General features: G+C 33.2%; 14 protein-coding genes and 1 pseudogene. 11 read left to right on the top strand and 4 right to left on the bottom strand.

Going from position 1 to position 21,045, the window contains the following annotated elements; genetic code table 11:
• The first annotated feature begins 3 nt into the window (after positions 1 to 3).
• Together ACFX5E_RS13635 and ACFX5E_RS13630 are read left to right on the top strand one after the other, a co-directional pair.
• Positions 4 to 1,080: a glycosyltransferase gene (locus ACFX5E_RS13635; protein ID WP_379855713.1), complete on the top strand. Its 1,077-nt coding sequence runs from the start codon at positions 4 to 6 to the stop codon at positions 1,078 to 1,080.
• Between the two features lie 5 nt (positions 1,081 to 1,085).
• Entirely contained in the window at positions 1,086 to 1,490 is a 405-nt protein-coding gene (locus ACFX5E_RS13630) for a sugar 3,4-ketoisomerase (RefSeq protein ID WP_379855712.1), read from the top strand.
• Here the strand turns inward: ACFX5E_RS13630 and ACFX5E_RS13625 are convergent.
• Genes ACFX5E_RS13625 through ACFX5E_RS13615 form a run of 3 tightly spaced genes read right to left on the bottom strand, consistent with a single transcriptional unit; the run spans position 1,476 to position 3,976 of the window.
• Entirely contained in the window at positions 1,476 to 2,402 is a 927-nt protein-coding gene (locus tag ACFX5E_RS13625) for a glycosyltransferase family 2 protein (protein WP_379855711.1), read from the bottom strand. The two genes, ACFX5E_RS13630 and ACFX5E_RS13625, sit on opposite strands and share 15 nt — an antisense overlap.
• A complete protein-coding gene (locus ACFX5E_RS13620; RefSeq protein ID WP_379855710.1) occupies positions 2,403 to 3,293 on the bottom strand; it encodes a glycosyltransferase family 2 protein in 891 nt (296 codons plus the stop codon).
• Positions 3,293 to 3,976: a cell division ATP-binding protein FtsE gene (locus ACFX5E_RS13615; protein ID WP_379855709.1), complete on the bottom strand. Its 684-nt coding sequence runs from the start codon at positions 3,974 to 3,976 to the stop codon at positions 3,293 to 3,295. Before ACFX5E_RS13615 ends, ACFX5E_RS13620 begins: the two co-directional genes overlap by 1 nt.
• 239 nt (positions 3,977 to 4,215) lie before the next feature.
• Here ACFX5E_RS13615 and ACFX5E_RS13610 point away from each other — a divergent pair, with 239 nt between their 5' ends.
• The 9 genes from ACFX5E_RS13610 (at position 4,216) to secDF (ending at position 20,509) form a co-directional block, all read left to right on the top strand.
• Complete coding sequence (locus tag ACFX5E_RS13610; RefSeq protein ID WP_379855708.1) at positions 4,216 to 7,230, top strand: tetratricopeptide repeat protein; 3,015 nt, start codon at positions 4,216 to 4,218, stop codon at positions 7,228 to 7,230.
• Positions 7,231 to 7,315: 85 nt separating this feature from the next.
• Entirely contained in the window at positions 7,316 to 8,179 is an 864-nt protein-coding gene (locus ACFX5E_RS13605; protein WP_379855707.1) for a PhzF family phenazine biosynthesis protein, read from the top strand.
• A gap of 51 nt (positions 8,180 to 8,230) precedes the next feature.
• Positions 8,231 to 10,051 (top strand): TonB-dependent receptor, encoded by a 1,821-nt coding sequence (locus ACFX5E_RS13600; RefSeq protein ID WP_379855706.1) that lies wholly within the window; start codon positions 8,231 to 8,233, stop codon positions 10,049 to 10,051.
• Positions 10,052 to 10,219: 168 nt separating this feature from the next.
• Complete coding sequence (locus ACFX5E_RS13595) at positions 10,220 to 10,669, top strand: hypothetical protein (RefSeq protein WP_379855705.1); 450 nt, start codon at positions 10,220 to 10,222, stop codon at positions 10,667 to 10,669.
• 85 nt (positions 10,670 to 10,754) lie between these two features.
• Positions 10,755 to 12,380, top strand: coding sequence for an amidohydrolase (locus tag ACFX5E_RS13590; protein ID WP_379855703.1), 1,626 nt, complete (start codon positions 10,755 to 10,757; stop codon positions 12,378 to 12,380).
• Positions 12,381 to 12,575: 195 nt separating this feature from the next.
• Positions 12,576 to 14,192, top strand: coding sequence for an asparagine synthase B (asnB, locus tag ACFX5E_RS13585; protein ID WP_379855702.1), 1,617 nt, complete (start codon positions 12,576 to 12,578; stop codon positions 14,190 to 14,192).
• A 180-nt stretch (positions 14,193 to 14,372) separates the two neighbouring features.
• On the top strand, positions 14,373 to 16,316 hold the full coding sequence (gyrB, locus tag ACFX5E_RS13580; protein ID WP_379855701.1) for a DNA topoisomerase (ATP-hydrolyzing) subunit B: 1,944 nt from the start codon (positions 14,373 to 14,375) through the stop codon (positions 16,314 to 16,316).
• Positions 16,317 to 16,377: 61 nt separating this feature from the next.
• Positions 16,378 to 17,313, top strand: a complete 936-nt coding sequence (gene mdh, locus ACFX5E_RS13575; protein WP_379855700.1) for a malate dehydrogenase — start codon at positions 16,378 to 16,380, stop codon at positions 17,311 to 17,313.
• A 223-nt stretch (positions 17,314 to 17,536) separates the two neighbouring features.
• Complete coding sequence (gene secDF / locus ACFX5E_RS13570; protein ID WP_379855699.1) at positions 17,537 to 20,509, top strand: protein translocase subunit SecDF; 2,973 nt, start codon at positions 17,537 to 17,539, stop codon at positions 20,507 to 20,509.
• A gap of 431 nt (positions 20,510 to 20,940) precedes the next feature.
• Here the strand turns inward: secDF and ACFX5E_RS16265 are convergent.
• Positions 20,941 to 21,045, bottom strand: a pseudogene (locus ACFX5E_RS16265) (IS30 family transposase); the annotation flags it as partial.

The following is a 21,045-nucleotide window of genomic DNA, read 5'->3' as shown; positions in this document are numbered from 1 at the left end:
AGAATGACACAAAACAAAAACAAAGTAGCCATAATTTCGACCTCTTTAGGAAGTGGTGGAGCAGAGCGATTTGCTTCCTTGTTAAGTTTTATGATGGAAAAATTGAATATAGAAGTGCACAACATAATTATAAACGATGTTGTTGATTATGAATATGCCGGAAAATTGATGAATTTAGGAATAGGGACTTCAGGTTCTTTTTTTAAAAAAATCAAAAAAGGATTTCTTTTGAATAACTATTTAAAGGAAAATGAAATAAATCTTATAATAGACAATAGGCCCAGGAATAATTTGACCAGAGAAATTATTACAAAATGGATATATGGTAAAAGAAAGAAATGGTACATGGTTCATAGTTATAATACAGATACTTATTTTCCTAAATCTATTTTTGTTTCTAAATTGTTATATCAAAACGCAGAAAAGATTATATGTGTTTCTCAAGCGATCGAAGAAATGATAAAGTACAAGTTTGATTTAAAAAATACGCTAACGATTCATAACCCGTATGATTTTTCTAAAATTGAAATAAAAAAAGAAATGCCTATTTCAGAACAATTTATCATGTATTTTGGGAGGTTTGATGAAAAAGTAAAGAATTTTAGTTTAATGCTGGAAGCCTTTTATCTTTCAAAAATTTACCTTCAAGGGTATAAATTACTTTTGATGGGAGATGGACCTGATTTAGGGATTATACAGGAAAATATTAAACGATTGCAAATGGATGACTTTGTCATAATTTATCCATTTAATAAGAATCCATTTCAATATGTTCAACAAGCTGATTTTACGATTCTTACCAGTCATCATGAAGGTTTTCCTTTGTCAATCGTCGAATCATTAGCTTTAGGAACGCCCGTCATTTCTGTAGATTGTAAATCGGGTCCCAATGAGCTGATCAAAGATGGCTTCAATGGTTTATTGGTTGAAAATAATAACCCACATAGTTTCGCATCAGCAATGAAGCAATTTGTTGAAGATACTAATTTGTATGATTTTTGTAAAAAAAATGCGTCCAAAAGTGTAGAACATTTATCTTTAGAAACTATTACAAAACAGTGGAAATCCATTTTATGCTAAAACAAATGACAACGAATAGTGATGTTCAATTAATCGAAATTCCTAAAATTTGTGATTCAAGAGGGAATCTTTCTGTTATTGAGGGAGATACAATACCCTTTGTATCCAAAAGGGTTTATTATTTATATGATGTTCCAAGCGGTGGCGAACGGGGTGGACATGCGCATAAAGAGCAGCAAGAATTATTAATTGCTTTAAGCGGAAGTTTTGATGTGGTTTTGAAAGATGGTGATGCAACAAGAAAAGTAACGTTAAATAAACCTAATATAGGTCTTATGATTCCTAGGGGGATTTGGAGAGAATTAGAGAATTTTTCTTCGGGTTCCGTTTGTCTGGTATTGGCTTCGGATGAGTTTGATGAAGAAGATTATATCAGAGATTATCAAAATTTTAAATCATTTAAACACTGAATTTCCAAATCCATTATTGACTAAAATTAATTTCAAATTGATCAATGGTTTTAAAATAACCGAAGGCATTATAAGTAGAATTCTCTTTTTTAACGATATGTTTTTTTGATCAATAGCTTTAGAATAGGTATTGAAATTGTCATCGTCAGCAATTAATTTAGATTTTATTGCCAATGAAAACCGATTCAAATCGAGGAATTTTTTTAAGCTTAAATTTGTCTTTTCTTGCTCCTCGAATTTTGAAAAATTAATTTTTTGGTTCAAATAGTTTTTGTTTTTCGAAAGGCTTTTTTCATCGTAAATATATCGTGCCAAGATTTTCCAAGAAAAGACAACAGGATAATTCATCCCGATTCGAATCCACATATCAGTGTCTTGACCGCTTTTTATTTTAAGGTCAAAAGTTCCTGTTTCACTGAAAATGCTTTTGTGAAAAACCGCACAGGAAGTGCAAATAACGGTTTCCTTGGAACTGGCATTAAAGTAATTTACAATCTCGCAATGATTAGTTTTTAAAATCGAATAGCTAGCAGGAATTACTTTTTTTGATGTTTCAATTTCGATGGCCGCAGAAAATACTTTTTCCTGAGGATAGCTTTGAATGTTTTTAAACATTTCTTCTAAAAAGTCCGGATACCAATAATCATCGGCGTCTAAAAAAGCGATAAATTTTGCTTTGGCATTTTTTATTCCAGTATTTCTTGCCGAGGAAACTCCTTCATTTTCTTTATAAAAATATCGAATTCTTGGGTCATCGAACCCTTTTATAATTTCAGCACTATTATCCGTTGAACCATCATTGATGATGAGTATTTCAAAATCAATAAACGTTTGTATAAGAACACTTTTTAAAGTGGCTTCAATGAATTTTTCTTTATTAAAAAGTGGAATTATTACAGAAAAAAAAGGCATCTATTTACTGTTTAAATAACAAAAATAGCCAATTTTATAGCAGTCAAATGCTAATAGAGAAGGTTTTTTTGAAGTTAGATGGCGTTCGAGCCTTGATTGCAGTTTCTGAAACAACTTTGAGATTAATAAATTAATTTTCAAATCGTATAGCATTTTATGAGTCTTAATTATTTTACTGTCAATTTCAGTTTTCGAATTGGTTTTTGAAATAATTAGAAGTGTCTCAAGCGCAGTTTTAGTTTTAGATAAAAAAAGCGATGAAGTTTCTAAATTCAAATGAAATACAGAATTTTCAATATGTTCAATGTCAATATTTTCTAGCTTTATATTTTGAATGAAAGCGAAGTCTTCGTAACCATAGTTGGTTATTTTTTCATCAAATAAAATGGCGTCGAAAACTGTTTTTTTTATTAAAATATTGGAGACAAATGTGCTTCTATATGGACTTTTTTTTCGTTCAAAAAGGGGTATAGCTTCTCTTTTTTGGCCAAAGATCCAGCGTAATAATTTGTCATTAGCCGGTTTTTCTTTGGTGTAAACGATTCCTCCAAAAAAAACTTTTTCTGCCGATAAGTTAATTTGCTTAATATAATTTGAAATGAAATCAGAATTTTCGGGGAAAGTATCGCAATCTAAATAAAGCATCCAATCATAATTTGCCTTTGAGGCCAATAAATTTCGGATTTTGCTTCTTCCAATATTTTCTGATAATTCAATAAAGGAACAATTTGTTAAAAATTGAATCGCATTATTTTCTGATTGATGTTGCGTCGATGCATCATCAATGACTAAAATCTCAAAATTTATTCCGCAATTCGTGCATTGCTTAAGTAATTCCAAAACAAGAGGATAAGCGTTGTAATTGTATATCGGAATAAGAATGGAAAGCATTATGCCGTTCTCTGAACTACTTCAAAAATTCTTTCATCTTCACATTTCAATGTTTTAGATGGGAATTTCATAAGTAGTGCGTAATCGTGAGTTGCCATGATTACCGTTTTTCCGTTAGCATTGATGTTTTTTAATACTTCCAATACTTCGGCACTGGTTTGTGGATCAAGATTTCCAGTTGGTTCATCAGCAAGAATCAGTTCAGGATCGTTTAGCAAAGCTCGTGCAATGGCTACACGTTGTTGCTCACCACCAGAAAGTTGATGTGGCATTTTATTTCCAAATTCGATCATTCCAACTTTATCCAGTACTTCATCAATTTTTCGTTGTATTTCTTGATTGTCAATCCAACCGGTTGCTTTAAGAACAAATAACATATTGTCTTTTACAGTACGATCCGGTAATAATTTGAAATCTTGAAAAACGATTCCAATCTTTCTTCTTAAAAAAGGAATGTCACTTTCTTTTAAAGTGGCTAAATCAAAATCTACAATATGGCCTTCTCCTTCGGTCAATGCGAGATCTCCATATAAGGTTTTCATCAAGGTACTTTTTCCAGAACCTGTTTTTCCAATTATATATAGAAACTCTCCGTGATTTACCTCCAAGTTTACTTCAGATAAAATAGTTTTTCCTTCTTGGTAAATGGTTACATTTTTTAAAGACAGTACAGGTTGAGACATAGGAGATTTTGTTTATTTGGGTAAAAGTAATAAGATAACGGTTGTATTCAAAATAAATTTTATTCAATTAAGAAGAATTACTCAAATAATAAGTACTTGAATGAGAATGAATATTCATTGAAGACTGCTCTTGAGTCTGAAAATCTGAATTGTTTAAAAAGATTTTCATAATAAAAACGAATAACGATTCGTTATAGACTACAGAATATGATACATTTGAATTATTAAACAAAAATACAATGCGTAAAATTTCTTGGCTCTACTTATTTCTCCTTTTTATTATATCTGCTGCGAGTTCAGCGCAACAATCAACTATTTACACACATGATTTAAAAGATTATAATAAAGCGCTCTCTTTATTTAATGATAAGCAATACGCATCAGCTCAAATTATTTTCAGCAAAGTAAAAGAAACGGCTGCCACCGAAGAACTACAATCGGATTGTGCTTATTATATTGCAAATTGTGCTATTCGTACCAATCAATCTAATGCTGATGAATTGATGGAACAATTTGTTGCGGATTATCCTACCAGCACAAAACAAAACCAAGCTTATATTGAAGTAGCTCATTATTATTTTGACCAAGGGAATTATCCACAAGCGTTGCAATGGTTTGATAAAGTAGACGAAAATCAGTTGAGCAGCAGTGATCGTGATAAATTTAATTTCCAAAAAGGATATAGTTTTTTTAATGCAAAAAAGAAAAAGGAAGCAACAGTCTATTTGAATAAAGTGGTGAACTCCGCTGAATATGGTTCTCAGGCTAAGTATTATCTTGGCTTTATGGCTTATGAAGGAGATGATTACAAGCAAGCCACAAAATATTTTGACGAAGTTTCGGGTGAAGAAAAATACAAAGAAAAGCTTTCGTATTACCAAGCTGATATGAACTTTAAGCTAGGAAATTTTGAAAAAGCAATTGATTTAGGAGGAAAAGCGATGGCCAAATCAAATCCTTCTGAAAAATCAGAATTGAATAAAATTATTGGCGAAAGCTATTTTAATTTAAAACAATATGACAAAGCCATTCCTTATTTGGTCGCTTATAAAGGTAAAAAAGGAAGATGGAATAATACGGATTTTTATCAATTGGGTTATGCGTATTACAAACAAAAAGATTACGAAAACGCCATTTCTCAATTCAATAAAATCATTGGAGGAAAAGATTTCGTAGCTCAAAATGCCTATTATCATTTGGGGGAAAGTTACATGAATACCGATAAAAAACAACAGGCTTTGAATGCTTTCAAAAATGCATCCGAAATGAATTTTGATGCAGCAATTCAAGAAGATGCGAGTTTGAATTATGCCAAATTGAGTTATGAAATAGGGAATTCGTATCAAAGTGTTCCTTCTGTTTTGCAAGCTTTTTTGAAAAAATATCCGGATAATTCGAGCCGTTCAGAAATTGAAAAATTGTTGATAGATTCTTATATTTCCTCTAAAAACTACAAAGAAGCCTTAGTTTTATTGGAAATAAATAAGGCTCCCGAAAATAAATTAGCGTATCAAAAAGTCCTTTTCTACAGAGGTTTAGAATTGTACACCGATGGGAATTATGAAGAAGCATCGAAAATGTTTACTAAATCTATTAGCGAACAAAGAGATGCAACTTTTACTGCAAGAGCTACTTTCTGGAAAGGAGAATCGGAATATGTTCAGAATGATTTCAAAGAGGCGTTAATCAGTTTTAAACAATTTATGGGTTTGGCTCAAGCCAAAGAAACACCGGAATTTAAAAACATTAATTATAACATTGCCTATGCGTATTTCAAATTGAAAGAATACGACCAGGCAGGGAATTATTTCCAAAGCCAAATAGCAACTTCAAAAGAGGATAAAGTAAGATTGAACGATTCGTACTTGCGTTTAGCGGATTGTCGTTTTGTTACTTCAAAATATGGAGCGGCGATGGAAGCTTACACCAAAGTGATTGAATCGAAAAGTGTTGATGCTGATTATGCTTACTTCCAAAAAGCAATTTCTTATGGATTTATTTCTAAAAACGAAAAGAAAATAGAAGAGTTAAATGCTTTTTTACAATTGTATCCAAAATCAGATTATAGAGATGATGCTATGTTCGAATTAGGAAACACCTATGTTGCCGAGAATAAAAATGACCTTGCAATAAAAACATATGATCGATTAAATACGGAATTTAAAAAAGGTTCTTTTACTTCAAGATCTATTTTGCGTCAGGGATTAATTTATTATAATTCTGATAAAGACGAGCAGGCTTTGGTTAAATTTAAAAAAGTTGCCGCTGAATTTCCTAGAAGTCCTGAGGCATTAGAAGCAGTTGCCACTGCCAGACTTATTTATGTGGATGGTGGCAGAGTGGATGAATATGCGAACTGGGTGCGAACTTTAGATTTTGTTGCCGTTACAGATGCTGAACTTGACAACGATACGTATGAAGCTGCTGAAAAACAATATCAACAAAATAACACAAAACAAGCAATCGCAGGATTTAGTGGTTATGTAGCTAAGTTTCCAACAGGAATTCATGCTTTAAATGCTAATTATTATCTGGCTCAACTGTATTATGCAGAAGGTTCAGTAGACAAATCAATTCCGAATTATGAGTTTGTAATTTCGCAACCCAGAAGTGAATTTACAGATCAATCGTTGTCTCGATTAGCTCAAATTTTCCTAAAAAATAAAGAGTACGACAAAGCAATTCCGGTATTGTCTCGATTAGAAAATGAAGCTGATTTATCTCAAAACAGAACATTTGCACAATCTAATTTGATGAAAAGTTATTACGACATCAAGGATTATTCGAATTCAGTGATTTATGCAGAGAAAGTTTTGATGAATCCTAAAACGGATGATAATGTAAAAAGTGATGCTCAAATTATAATAGCACGCGCAGCAATACAAACAGGTGATGAGGCAAAAGCGCGAACTGCTTATGCGAAATTATTGTCCATTGCCAAAGGAGAATTAGCTGCCGAAGCTTTGTATTATGACGCTTATTTTAAAAATAAAGACGCGAAGTTTGAAGCCTCCAATACGGCGGTTCAAAAATTAGCGAAGAATTATTCCAGTTATAAATATTTTGGAGCAAAAGGATTGGTATTGATGGCGAAAAATTTTTACGGATTGAAAGACAGCTATCAGGCGACTTATATTTTGGAGAATGTAATACAAAATTTTACTGATTTTCCAGATGTTGTTTCAGAAGCACAAACTGAATTGGATACCATTAAAGCCGAAGAATCCAAAACAAATTCATCAGTAACGAAGTAATTTGAAGATAAAGAGCGGGGTCTTATTTCAGGATTTATGGAATAAATAAATTTTGAATAATCCAAAAGCTTAAAAATAAAAAAAAATGAAAATACCGTTTTATATAGTAGATGTTTTTGCCGAGAAGAAATATGCAGGCAATCAATTAGCTGTTTTTTTAGATGCAGAAAATTTAAGCGATACTGAGATGCAAAAAATTGCCCGCGAAATCAATTTTGCGGAAAGCACTTTTATTACCAAACTTAGTCCAGAAAATAATGCTGCAGAAATCAGAATCTTCACTCCGGAATATGAAATGAAGTTTGCGGGACATCCTATAATAGGTACTTCTTGGGTTTTGATGAATAAAATATTTGAAAATCAGTCCCAGAAAATAACTTTGACGGTTCCAATTGGTGAAATTCCCGTTAATCAGTCGGGAGATTTAGTTTGGTTGCAAGCGGCTCAACCGGAGTTTTTGGATACTTTTTTAGCAGAAGATTTTTTAACCTTCAGTAATTTAAAAAGTACTGATTTTGATGGCAAATTTCCAATTCAGGAAGTGACCACAGGGAGCGCTTTTGTGATTGTTCCTTTGCAAAATATTAAGGCATTAGAAAATTTAATTCTGGACCAGGGTAAAATGAACGAATGGTTACATACTCATTGCAAAACCAGTCATCGAGCCTTGTATTTTTATTGTTTAGAAGATGGAAAACTCATTAGTAGAATGTTGTGCATAGAGGACAACCAACTTAAAGAGGATGCGGCTACTGGAAGCGCCAGTACTTGTTTACAGGCTTTTCTTTTGAAATATTATGCACCGCAAATAGAAGTCATAAATCATCAAGGCGATTTTATTAATAGACCTTCTCAAATTTATTTTAAGGGTAAATTATCAGAAAATCATTTTGACATAAGAATTGGCGGAAAAACGCAGTTCGTAGCAAAAGGAGAATGGGAAGTTTAAATTACCAGGTAAGAAGGGAATAGTTATAAATAAGAAGTAAAAAAATAAAACATGACATATAAAGATTTAAACATAAAATCATTCACAAATAATGTAGCAACGTTTTCGGTTCCCTTCCCTTCGGGGAGGGTTGGGGTGGGGATTTTATTTCTTTTAGTTTCACAATTTTCGTTTGCTCAAAAAAAGGAACAAATTGGTACAGAGACTGTAAATGTTGTGAAACCTTATACGCCAACAATTTCAGATGCTTTCAAAGTTAAAGAAACTCCTTCGCTGGAAGAGGAAGGAAATGCTAAAAAGGAAACAATAAAATATACTATTTTTTCTTTTCCGGTTGCTTCGACTTTTACTCCGTCTAAAGGAAAGGCTGAGGGAGTAGAAAAAGAAAAACAAGAACATTTGTTTAAAAACTATGCGACTTTTGGCATCGGGAATTATGGAAGGTTTATTGGCGAATTATTCGTTAATCATGATCTTAATGAGACTAATTATGTTGGCGGAATGTTTAAACATCATTCTTCGCAAGGAGGTATAAAAGGTGTTGAGCTTGAAGACCGGTTTTATGATACATCGATTGATTTGACTTACGGAGCCCATGAAAAAGAGTTGTCTTGGAATTTTGATTTGGGTTATCAGAATCAAGTGTACAATTGGTATGGTCTGCCTACTGATTTTGGAAGCGCAATGACTCCATCTGACAGAAGGACTTTAATCAATGGAATAAAACCACAACAGGATTACAATACAATTACGGCTGGCGGGAAAATAGATTTTAATGAAGGTGTTTTTGATGAAGCGATTGTTAAGTTTAATCACTTTTCGGATATGTATGGATCTTCTGAGAATCGGTTTTATGTAAAGCCATCTTTCAAAGTTGATATAATGGACACGGCTATAAAAACAAATGTAATTGTTGATTATGTGGGTGGAAGTTTCAAGAAAAACTATTCAAATACAAATATAGAACCTTTAAAATATGGTTTTACTAATTTTGGGATTGCACCAAGTTTTGTAGTGCTAAAAGACGATTGGACGTTGAATATCGGAGCTGGTATATTTTATAGTTTGGACAATGAAAAAAGCAATAACAAATTTTTGATTTATCCGCAAATTAGCGCTTCGTACAAAGTGGTTGGCGATTTAATGATTTTCTATGCTGGAGCCGAAGGAAATTTAGAACAGAACTCGTACCAAGATTTCGTTAAGGAAAACCCATTCCTTTCTCCAACATTAAACATTGCGCCAACGGATAAACAATATGATATTTTTGCAGGGTTAAAAGGGAAACTGACTAATAATGTAAGTTATAATGTGAGAGGCTCTTATCTTAATGAAAGAAATAAAGCATTGTTTAGAAGCAATGATTACAATGAAAATAGCACCAATGAGAATTATGCTTTTGGGAATTCCCTGCAGATAGTTTATGATGATATGAGAACATTGAGTTTTTATGGAGAATTAAAAGCTGATTTTTCAAAAAATGTGACTTTTGGAGTCAATGGAACTTTTAGCAGTTATACTAATGACTTTCAAAGTGAAGCTTGGAATTTGCCAAAAGTAAAAGTCAATTCAAATATTGATTTTGCCATAACTAAAAAATGGTTTGCCGGTGTGAATGTATTTTATGTAGGAGAACGTAAAGATTACAAAACGAATACTGATTTGGTTTATATCGTTGCTCCAAGTCAAAATCCAATTGTACTGAAATCTTATTTTGATTTGAATGCTAACGTTGGATTCAAATACAATGAAAGATTTACTGCTTTTTTGAGAGCAAATAATATTACCAACAAAGCCTATGAAAAATGGTTGGATTATACGGTTCAGGGGTTTCAAATAGTGGCCGGAGTAAATTATAAATTTGATTTTTAATTTTTTGTTGCAAAGGCACAAGGTTTTTTTGCCAGTAAGGCGCAAAGACGCAAAGGTTTTATGTAGTATAAAACAAGAATAATAATAATAATTCTTTTTTTCTTCGTGACTTAGTGTCTTCGTGGCAAAAAAAATTCCCTGACTTAGTGCCTTTGTGGCTAAATAATTATGACTTTCAAACAAAAAATACATCAATATTACCTGCAATTAGTTCAAGACCGTATCGACGTTTTCAAAGATATGATTGTGGCACTTACTGAAGATTCTAAAAACGACGCCAAAGGTTCTGCCGGAGACAAGCATGAAACGGCTTTGTCTATGATGCATATCGAGCAGGAGAAACTGAATACTAAATTAAGAGAAGTGTTGGCTCAAAAAGTAGTTTTGGATAAAATAGATGCTGCTAATGTCTCTAAAAGCATTATTGTTGGAAGTTTGATTCGAGCCAATGGAATTTATCTGTATTTAAGCGTCGCACTTCCTAAAATTAGTGTAGATGAAGTAAGTATTATTGCCTTGTCACCCCAATCTCCTTTGGGGAATAAATTATTGGGGAATGAAGTGGGATTTACTTTTGAAATTAATTCGACCAAATATTTGATTCAAGAAATTTCATAATTATTTTTTTGACTTCTAAATAATTAGGTGCAGTTTATATATTTTGGGCTTCTTTCTTTATATTAGCCCAACTAAACTGCGTATTATGAAACGAATTACACTACTTTTTGCTTTGTTTTTATTGATTTCATGTAATCAAAAAAATAAGATTTCCGTTGATACCATTATCACGGATGCCACTATTTACACAATCAATAATACTTTTGATAAGGCTTCGGCTATGGCGATCAATGAGGGAAAAATTGTGGCAATTGGTACCAATCGTGAAATTGCAAAAAATTATAAATCCAAAAATACGATTGAAGCCAAAGGAAAATTCATTTATCCGGGCTTGATTGATGCACATTGTCATTTTTATAGCTATGGACTTTCTTTACAGGAAGTTGATTTGAGAGGGACGAAGAGCATGAAGGAAATAATTGCCCGTATAAAGACTTTTCAAAAAGAAAAAAATCCGGAGTTTATTGTTGGTAATGGCTGGGACCAAAATGATTGGGACGTGAATCAATACCCAACAAAGGCAGATTTAGATGCTGAATTTCCAAATATTCCTGTCGTGTTAAATAGAGTTGATGGTCATGCGATTATTGTGAATAGTAAAGCGTTGAAATTAGCGGGAATTACAAAAGATACGAAAGCAATTGGTGGTCAGATTGAAATTGCAAATGGAGAACCAACCGGTATTTTAGTGGATAACCCGATGGAATTAGTGTTTAAAATAATTCCAAAACCGACTCGTAAAATTCAAATAGCCGCTTTATTGGATGCTGAAAAAGTGATGTTTGATTATGGATTAACAACGGTGAATGATGCGGGATTAGATCCGGACATTATTCATTTGATGGATAGTTTGCAAAAAGCAAAATTGATGAAGCTTAATGTATATGCTATGGTCACTGCAAATCAAAAAAATATAGATTTATATCAAAAAAAAGGAATTTATAAAACGGATAATCTAAATGTGCGTTCCTTTAAGATGTATGGCGATGGTGCTTTGGGCTCTCGTGGTGCTTGCATGCACAAACCATATTCTGATAAACCAGGCCAATATGGAGCTTTGTTGGCACCAGTTACAGAATTAAAATCGGTTGCCAGACAAATTGCAACTTCAAATTTTCAATTGAATACGCATGCTATTGGTGATTCGGCAAATACGGTGATTCTAAAAATATATGGAGAAGTTTTAGCGGGCACAAAAGACCGAAGATGGAAAATTGAGCACGCACAAGTTTTGCGTGAACAAGATTTCGATTATTTCAAATTTGGGATTATTCCTTCGGTTCAACCGACACATGCGACATCCGATATGTATTGGGCGGGCGAAAGATTGGGAAAAGAAAGACTTAAAAATGCGTATGCCTATAAAAAATTACTTCAAAAAGCAGGAATGGTGGCTTTAGGAACGGATTTTCCCGTTGAGGAAGTCAATCCTATGTTGACCTTTCATGCTGCCTTTGCCAGAAAAGACAGCAAAAATTATCCTAATGGCGGTTTTCAAATGGAAAATGCCTTAACCAGAGCAGAAACTTTAAGAGGAATGACAATCTGGGCTGCCTATTCTAATTTCGAAGAAAAAGAAAAAGGAAGTCTGGAAGTGGGTAAATGGGCTGATTTTGTAATGTATGATCAGGATTTGATGAAAATGGAGGAAAACAAAATCGTAAAAATGAAACCAGCAAATACGTATTTAAAAGGAGGTAAAGTAAAATAAACAAATCTTTGAAACCGATAGTTTATAGTTTACAATGCAATCCTTTCCTATTTTGAGTTTTAAATTACATTTTTAATGTAAATTTAATTTTTAGGTTTCATATTATAACTAAATAGTGTATTTGTGTTTTATAATCATAACTGTTATTACATCTTTGCCTTATAAAAATAAACAAAATATTAAAAATATATAGTTATGTGCGGAATATTAGCCATTATCGGAAAAGGAAAAGATGAAAAATTAGTACAAGAACTTTCTAAAAGAATGTCACATCGTGGGCCGGATGAAAGTGATTTACATGTTACAGAAAACGGACATATATTAAGTCATGAACGTTTGTCTATCATCGATTTGCATTCAGGAAAACAACCAATAAAAGGTACTAAAACCGCTTATATGGTTCATAATGGTGAAATTTACAATCATCAGGAATTAAGAGAAGGTGTTTTGAAACACCATACTTTTAAAACTAAATCAGATTCAGAAGTAATTGTTCATTTGTATGAAGAATTTGGATATGATTTTTGCAATATGCTAGATGGAGACTGGGCTTTTGTTGTAATAGATGGCGATGATTTTATAGCTGGAAGAGATCCTATGGGAGTAAAACCGTTATATTATGGTTTAGATCAAAGAGGAAGAATTTATTTTTCATCGGAGATGAAACCTATTGCAGACCAATGCAAAACATTTTCTACTTTTCCTCCGGGACACTATTACACACAAAAAACGGGTTTTGTAAAATACTATCAACCTGAATATGAAGATTATCTAAAAGCAGATCAGGATCTAGATTTAGAATTAATCAGAGAAACTTTGACCGAAGCTACGCGCAAGCGATTAATGAGTGATGTGCCAATTGGGGTTTTGCTTTCAGGAGGTTTGGATTCTTCATTAACATCTGCAATTGCTTCCAGATTATTGGCGGAAAGCGGCAAAAAACTGCATTCTTTTTCTATTGGATTAGATGCGGCTGCGCCAGATGCTGCTGCAGCAAGAAAAGTAGCGGAATTTTTAGGGACAGAACACCATGAAATTCACTTTACAATCGAAGAAGGAATTAAAATCCTGGATAAATTAATCTGGCATCTTGAAACGTATGATGTGACATCGATAAGAGCGAGTACACCAATGTATTTCTTGTCGAAAGCAATTACGGATTTGGGAATAAAAGTAGTGCTTTCAGGAGAAGGTGCAGATGAGATTTTTGGAGGGTATTTGTATTTTAGAAATGCACCTTCGGTAGAAGATTTTCAAAAAGAAACTATCGAAAGAGTTCAGAAATTATTTACTGCTGATTTATTAAGAGCCGATAAATCAACAATGGCACACGGATTAGAGGCTAGAGTGCCGTTTTTAGATAAATCATTCTTAGATATGGCAGTTCGTATCAAAGCAGAAGAGAAAATGCCTAAAACATACGAAGGTAAAGAAAAGTATATTTTAAGGAAAGCTTTCGATACTCCAAACGATCCATACTTGCCGGCTGAAGTTTTATGGAGACAAAAAGAGCAGTTTTCTGATGGAGTAGGATACAACTGGATTGATCAATTAATCGAGTATTGTTCTTCAAAAGTTACGGATGAAGAATTAGCAGGTGCAGCAGTTGAATTTCCTTACAACTCACCAACCACTAAAGAAGCGTATTTTTACAGATCGATATTCAACAAATATTACCCACAGGTAAGTGCGGCTCAAACCGTTAGAAAATGGATTCCGAAATGGCAGGAAAACCAAGATCCAAGCGGAAGAGCAAATGCTGCTCACGTTAAGGCGGATATTGAAATTGCAAAAGCAGGGATTACAGCATAAAAAAAATCGAATTTCACATAAATAAGAACGTTCTCCATTTTGAGAGCGTTTTTTTATGTTTAAAAGTCAACAATATGTTAATAACTTAACAGCTTAAAATTGGATTTTAACGGTTATATAAATTGTGTTTTTATATATTTGCGTGTTAGACAAAAATTACATTTTTTTAGATTAAAATATATGAGCGAAGAAATCAAGAAGGACAATTATTCAGCAGATAGTATTCAAGCATTAGAAGGAATGGAGCACGTAAGAATGCGTCCCTCGATGTATATTGGAGATGTGGGTGTTCGAGGACTGCATCATTTAGTTTATGAAGTTGTAGATAACTCGATCGATGAGGCAATGGGAGGCCATTGTGATACGATAATAGTTGATATTAATGAAGACGGATCTGTTTCTGTTGAAGATAACGGACGTGGAATTCCAGTTGGCATTCATAAAAAAGAAGGAGTTTCGGCTCTGGAGGTTGTAATGACTAAAATTGGTGCCGGAGGAAAATTTGATAAGGATTCTTACAAAGTTTCCGGAGGGCTTCACGGTGTTGGGGTTTCGGTGGTAAATGCATTGTCAAATCACCTAATAGCAACAGTTCATAGTAGTGATGGTAAGGTATACCAACAAGAATATGAAAAAGGTAAAGCGCTTTATCCTGTTAAACAAATAGGGGAAACTACAAAAAGAGGAACAATAGTTACTTTTTATCCTGATGAAACTATATTCACTCAAACTACGGAGTTTTCGTATGATACATTAGCAGCGCGTATGCGTGAATTGTCATACCTGAATAAGGGAATAACAATTACTTTTACAGATAAAAGAGAAAAAGATAAAGGTGGAAATTTCGTTTCAGAAGTATTTCATTCTGATGAAGGTTTAAAAGAGTACATCCGTTATTTAGATGGAAATCGTGAGCCGATAATTTCTCACGTTATTTCTATGGACAGTGAAAAAGGGGAGATTCCGGTTGAGGTTGCCTTAATTTATAATACCAGTTACACAGAGAATATTTTTTCTTACGTAAACAACATCAACACGCACGAAGGAGGAACGCACCTGCAAGGTTTCAGAACTGGTCTTACCAGATCGCTGAAGAAATATGCGGATGCCTCTGGAATGTTAGATAAATTGAAATTTGATATTTCAGGAGATGACTTCCGTGAAGGATTGACGGCAATTATTTCTGTAAAAGTTGCTGAACCACAATTTGAGGGTCAAACTAAAACCAAACTTGGAAACAGAGAAGTTGTTTCTCCTGTAAGTCAAGCTGTTGGTGATATGATTGAAGCATATTTGGAAGAAAATCCAAATGATGCTCGTATTATTGTTCAGAAAGTTATCCTTGCAGCTCAAGCGCGTCACGCAGCCAAAAAAGCGCGTGAAATGGTACAGCGCAAAACCGTAATGGGTGGCGGTGGATTGCCAGGAAAGCTTTCAGATTGTTCAGAACAAGATCCTGCAAAATGTGAAGTTTATCTAGTCGAGGGAGATTCGGCAGGTGGAACGGCTAAACAAGGTCGTGACCGTGCTTTTCAGGCCATTTTGCCATTGCGTGGTAAGATTTTGAATGTAGAAAAAGCAATGCATCACAAAGTTTTTGAAAACGAAGAGATCAGAAATATATTTACAGCACTTGGTGTAACGATTGGTACAGAAGAAGATAGTAAAGCTTTAAATATTTCAAAACTGCGCTACCATAAAGTAATTATTATGTGTGATGCCGATGTCGATGGTAGTCACATTTCTACTTTGATTTTGACGTTCTTCTTCCGTTTTATGAAAGAATTAATCGAAGAAGGTCACGTATATATTGCAGCACCACCTTTATATTTAGTTAAAAAAGGAAACAAGAAAGAATACGCTTGGAATGATTTACAGCGTGATCAGGCAAATGAAAGAATGGGCGGAAGCGCAGGAATTCAACGTTATAAAGGTCTTGGGGAGATGAACGCGGAACAATTATGGGAAACCACAATGGATCCAAGTTTCAGAACGTTGCGTCAGGTAACCATAGACAGTTTGGCGGAAGCCGACAGAGTTTTCTCAATGTTAATGGGTGATGAAGTGCCGCCAAGAAGAGAATTTATTGAGAAAAATGCAGTTTATGCCAAAATTGACGCTTAAACTTTAGTTAAAAAAAATTACAAATAATCGATTGACCAAATAACCGAATAAATTTTATAATATGAAAGTTACCATTGTAGGAGCAGGAAATGTAGGTGCAACCTGTGCAGACGTAATTTCTTATAGAGGGATTGCAAGTGAAGTAGTATTATTGGATATCAAAGAAGGTTTTGCCGAAGGGAAAGCTTTGGATATCATGCAATGTGCGACTAGTACCGGTTTCAATACGAAAGTGTCGGGAGTAACTAATGATTATTCAAAAACAGCTGGAAGTGATGTAGTGGTAATTACATCTGGAATTCCTAGAAAGCCAGGTATGACACGTGAGGAATTAATAGGTATCAATGCAGGAATTGTAAAAACGGTTGCCGAAAATGTACTGAAACATTCGCCTGATACGTTCATAGTAGTAGTTTCTAATCCTATGGATACAATGACTTATTTAGCATTGAAATCTACCGGATTGCCAAAAAACAGAATTATTGGGATGGGTGGAGCGTTAGACAGTTCTCGTTTCAGAACGTATTTGTCTTTGGCTTTAGACAAACCGGCAAATGATATTTCAGCAATGGTGATTGGTGGACATGGAGATACAACCATGATTCCTTTGACAAGATTAGCTTCTTACAATGGAATTCCGGTATCTCAATTTCTTTCAGAAGAAGCATTGCAAAAAGTAGCTGCTGATACAATGGTTGGTGGAGCTACACTTACAGGTCTTTTAGGAACTTCCGCTTGGTATGCTCCTGGAGCTTCTGTTGCTTTTTTAGTAGACAGTATCTTGAATGACCAAAAGAAAATGATTGCTTGTTCTGTTTTTGTTGAAGGGGAATATGGTCAAAATGATATTTGCATAGGTGTTCCTTGTATCATTGGTAAAAATGGAGTGGAAGAAATTCTTGAAATTAAACTAAATGAGCAAGAAAAAGCATTATTTACTAAAAGTGCTGATGCCGTTAGACAAATGAATGATGCATTAAAATCGATATTAGAATAATATTTTAATTATAAAATAGGGAAGACTGCATTATTGCAGTCTTTTTCTTGAGATTAATCCATAAATAATTTGTTAATCTTAACCTAAATTATATATTTGCTCGGTTTAAAAAAATGATGTAATTCGAAATGTTGTTTTTTAGTATTAAAAATCGATGTCAGGGCTATGTTTTATTGTGATAAAACAAAAATAAATAAATAAAAATAATTAATTTTTAGTAATAATGCAGAATAAAGGACTTATTAAATTTTTCGCAATTCTATTTGCATTGGTAAGTATTTACCAACTTTCTTTCACTTTTGTTTCAAGTAAAGTAAAAAATGATGCAAAATCTTTTGCTGGTGGAAATCCTGAAAAAGAAGTTAAATATTTAGATTCCATTGGAAAAGAAAAAGTATTTAATCTTGGGTTTACTGATTTTACTTTCAATGAAGTAATTGACAAACAAATCAATAAAGGTCTTGACTTAGAAGGTGGTATTAATGTAATACTTCAAATATCAGTAAAAGACATTTTAAAAGGATTATCTAATAATTCTAAAAACCCAGTTTTCAATAAGTCTTTGGCTGATGCTACTGCAGATTTACAAGGGAATAAATCGTATTTAGATAAGTTTTTTGATGCTTTCGAAGCAAATTCAAAAGGAACTGTAAAATTAGCTTCTCCTGATATTTTCGCAAACAGAAGTTTGCAAGGTGAGGGTGGAGTAGATTTTCAAATGACAGATGCACAAGTAAAAAAGGTTATCTCTAGAAAAGTTGATGAATCTGTAGAAAGTGCTTTTGGTGTTTTAAGAAAACGTATCGATAAATTTGGAGTTACACAGCCTAATATTCAAAAATTAGGAGAATCGGGACAAATTCTTGTAGAACTTCCGGGTGCTAAAGATGTAGACAGGATTAAAAAATTATTGCAAAGTACTGCTCAGTTAGAGTTTTGGGAGACATACAAGATTGACGAAATTGGGAACTTTTTGATGACTGCAAATGAGTCATTGAAAAATACTGAAATTAATAAAGTTGAAACTAAAACGGTTGTTAAAGACTCTTTAAGTGCGTTATTAACAGACGGTAAAGATTCTGCAGCGACAAAAAAAGGAAATAATCCTTTATTGGATAAAATGATAGGTCAAGGTGGTGGACCAGTTTTAGGTCTTTTCTCACCAAAAGATACTGCTGTTGTAAATGGATATTTAAAAAGAGCAGATATCAAAATTTTATTAACAGGAGATCAACGTTATGCTAAATTTGTTTGGGGTATTCCTTCCGTTATTAAAGATGAAAAAGGGAAAGATATTGATGCAGTTGAATTATATGCTTTAAGAGGAAACAGAGACAATATTCCTGCAATGGCAGGTGGCGTAGTTACTGATGCATCAGATACTTTTGATCAATCAGGAAAACCAGCTGTTTCTATGCAAATGAATGGGCAAGGAGCAAAAGTATGGGAAGAATTGACAGGTAGAGCTTACACACAAAAAAGCAATATCGCTATTGTTTTGGATGATATTGTATATTCTGCACCAGGAGTTTCCAGTGGTCCAATTGCTGGGGGTAGATCTGAAATTTCAGGAACTTTTGATGTAACTCAAACTAAAGATTTAGCAAATGTTTTAAGAGCTGGTAAATTACCGGCAGCAGCAGATATCGTTCAATCAGAAGTGGTAGGTCCATCCTTAGGTCAGGAAGCAATTGATAATGGTACAAATTCGGCACTTATTGGATTGCTTTTAGTATCACTTTGGATGATAGTTTATTATGGAAAAGCAGGTTGGTATGCTAATATTGCATTGGCAGTTAACTTATTATTCTTGTTCGGAATTTTAGCAAGTTTAGGAGCTGTACTTACATTGCCTGGTATTGCTGGTATCGTTTTAACGATGGGTACTGCTGTAGATGCGAATATCATTATCTATGAAAGAGCAAAAGAAGAATTGCGAGCAGGAAAAACATTGAGTGAAGCAGTTGTTGCTTCTTACAGTTGGAAAGGTGCTATGCGTTCTATTGTGGATGCAAACGTTACGCATATTTTGATTGGTGCGGTATTGTTTATTTTTGGTTCAGGACCAATAAAAGGTTTTGCTACAACATTATTGATTGGTATTGTTACCTCTTTATTTACTTCTATATTTATTGCAAGAATTTTTATAGACAAGAATATTGCTGGAAAGAATGATTTGACTTTTACTACTAATTTCTCTAAAAATTTCTTCACGAACTTCCATTTTGATTTCTTAAGAGTAAAAAAATGGACTTATGCTTTTTCTACAATTGTAGTTATTGTTAGTGTTATTTCCTTATTTACAAATGGTTTAGATCAAGGTGTAGATTTTGTTGGAGGAAGAACTTTTCAAGTTCGTTTTGAAAAACCAGTTAGTGCCGAAGTTGTTAAAGCTGAATTGTCTAAAGTATTTGATGGAAGTGCCGAAGTGAAAATATTTGGTAAGGATAACCAATTAAAAATTACAACAAAATATAAAGTAGAAGAACACGGGACACAAGCTGATGAAGAAGTGAATAAATTATTGTATAATAATTTAAAACAACATTTCTCTGCAAGTTTAACGTATGATAAATTTGTAAATGCTTACGAGGGTAAAAACTTAGGTATTTTACAAGCATCAAAAGTTGGACCAACTGTAGCAGAAGATATTAAAACGAATGCTTACTGGGCCGTTCTTGGAGCGATGCTAATTGTGTTTTTATATTTGTTCATCAGTTTTAGAAAATGGCAATATGGTTTAGGAGCTATTGCTGCTGTAGCGCATGATGTTGTTTTCGTATTGGGAATCTATTCTTTATGCTACAAATTCATGCCTTTCGGAATGGAAATTGACCAACATTTTATTGCTGCGATTCTTACTGTTATTGGATACTCTATGAATGATACTGTTATTGTATTTGACAGGGTTCGTGAATTTTTAGACGGAAAAACAAAAGGTAACTTTGGAGAAATTGTAAACAAATCAATTAATTCAACGATGTCAAGAACTATCAATACGTCATTAACAATGATTGGTGTATTGTTTATCATGTTTATTTTTGGTGGAGCATCTATCAGAGGATTTATTTTCGCAATGTTAGTAGGTATTGTTGTAGGAACTTATTCATCATTGTTTATCGCAACGCCGGTATTAGTTGATACGATATCTAAAGCTGACAAAAAGGCAATAGAACAGCATCATCAGGAAGCTTAATATTTTTTAAGCTTATTATATTTGAGAAAAAGATCCAATGAGAGTTGGGTCTTTTTTTTGTTTTTATCAAACGTCATTTCAATTAAAAAATGACTAAATTTAATAGAGATATTTAATAAAGGTTACCAGTATTAATATTGTTGGTTAAATGTTCAAAAAGTTATATTTTACTTTAGTTTTTATTTTTATTTCTAATGCTTTTTATAGTCAAATAAGTAAGCATGATTTATCAGTGGGTTTTTATTCTGGTTTTGGAAACGATTTTAAGAATCGTGATTACACGTTTTCCAATCAGTATTATAAATTTGAGTTTAATTATTTAAAAAAGTGAATTAAAATATAATATTTTTACGCCAATTTTTTTAGGTGTATTTTGATGTTAATCAAATGGTTAGTTTTGAAAAAACGAATAATATTATTAAAAGCAGGATTCAAGTTATAAATGCAACTTTTTGATTAAACATATAATTAGGTGTTTCAAAATTAAATCTTTTTCTTGGTCTATTGTTTAATTTCTCTTGTATTTCTATAATTTT

This window comes from Flavobacterium xylosi, from assembly GCF_042787345.1.
GTDB classification, from domain to species: Bacteria; Bacteroidota; Bacteroidia; order Flavobacteriales; family Flavobacteriaceae; genus Flavobacterium; species Flavobacterium xylosi.
The sequence above is the reverse complement of the archived record's forward strand: the minus strand, read 5'-3'. Positions and strand labels throughout refer to the sequence as shown.

Bases quoted from the DNA above. Each gene is read 5' to 3' on its own strand.
- secDF (WP_379855699.1), top strand. From the start codon at position 17,537: ATGCAGAATAAAGGACTTATTAAATTTTTCGCAATTCTATTTGCATTG.
- ACFX5E_RS13625 (WP_379855711.1), bottom strand. From the start codon at position 2,402: ATGCCTTTTTTTTCTGTAATAATTCCACTTTTTAATAAAGAAAAATTC.
- ACFX5E_RS13615 (WP_379855709.1), bottom strand. From the start codon at position 3,976: ATGTCTCAACCTGTACTGTCTTTAAAAAATGTAACCATTTACCAAGAA.
- ACFX5E_RS13635 (WP_379855713.1), top strand. From the start codon at position 4: ATGACACAAAACAAAAACAAAGTAGCCATAATTTCGACCTCTTTAGGA.
- ACFX5E_RS13630 (WP_379855712.1), top strand. From the start codon at position 1,086: ATGACAACGAATAGTGATGTTCAATTAATCGAAATTCCTAAAATTTGT.
- asnB (WP_379855702.1), top strand. From the start codon at position 12,576: ATGTGCGGAATATTAGCCATTATCGGAAAAGGAAAAGATGAAAAATTA.
- ACFX5E_RS13605 (WP_379855707.1), top strand. From the start codon at position 7,316: ATGAAAATACCGTTTTATATAGTAGATGTTTTTGCCGAGAAGAAATAT.
- ACFX5E_RS13600 (WP_379855706.1), top strand. From the start codon at position 8,231: ATGACATATAAAGATTTAAACATAAAATCATTCACAAATAATGTAGCA.
- gyrB (WP_379855701.1), top strand. From the start codon at position 14,373: ATGAGCGAAGAAATCAAGAAGGACAATTATTCAGCAGATAGTATTCAA.
- ACFX5E_RS13620 (WP_379855710.1), bottom strand. From the start codon at position 3,293: ATGCTTTCCATTCTTATTCCGATATACAATTACAACGCTTATCCTCTT.
- ACFX5E_RS13590 (WP_379855703.1), top strand. From the start codon at position 10,755: ATGAAACGAATTACACTACTTTTTGCTTTGTTTTTATTGATTTCATGT.
- mdh (WP_379855700.1), top strand. From the start codon at position 16,378: ATGAAAGTTACCATTGTAGGAGCAGGAAATGTAGGTGCAACCTGTGCA.
- ACFX5E_RS13610 (WP_379855708.1), top strand. From the start codon at position 4,216: ATGCGTAAAATTTCTTGGCTCTACTTATTTCTCCTTTTTATTATATCT.
- ACFX5E_RS13595 (WP_379855705.1), top strand. From the start codon at position 10,220: ATGACTTTCAAACAAAAAATACATCAATATTACCTGCAATTAGTTCAA.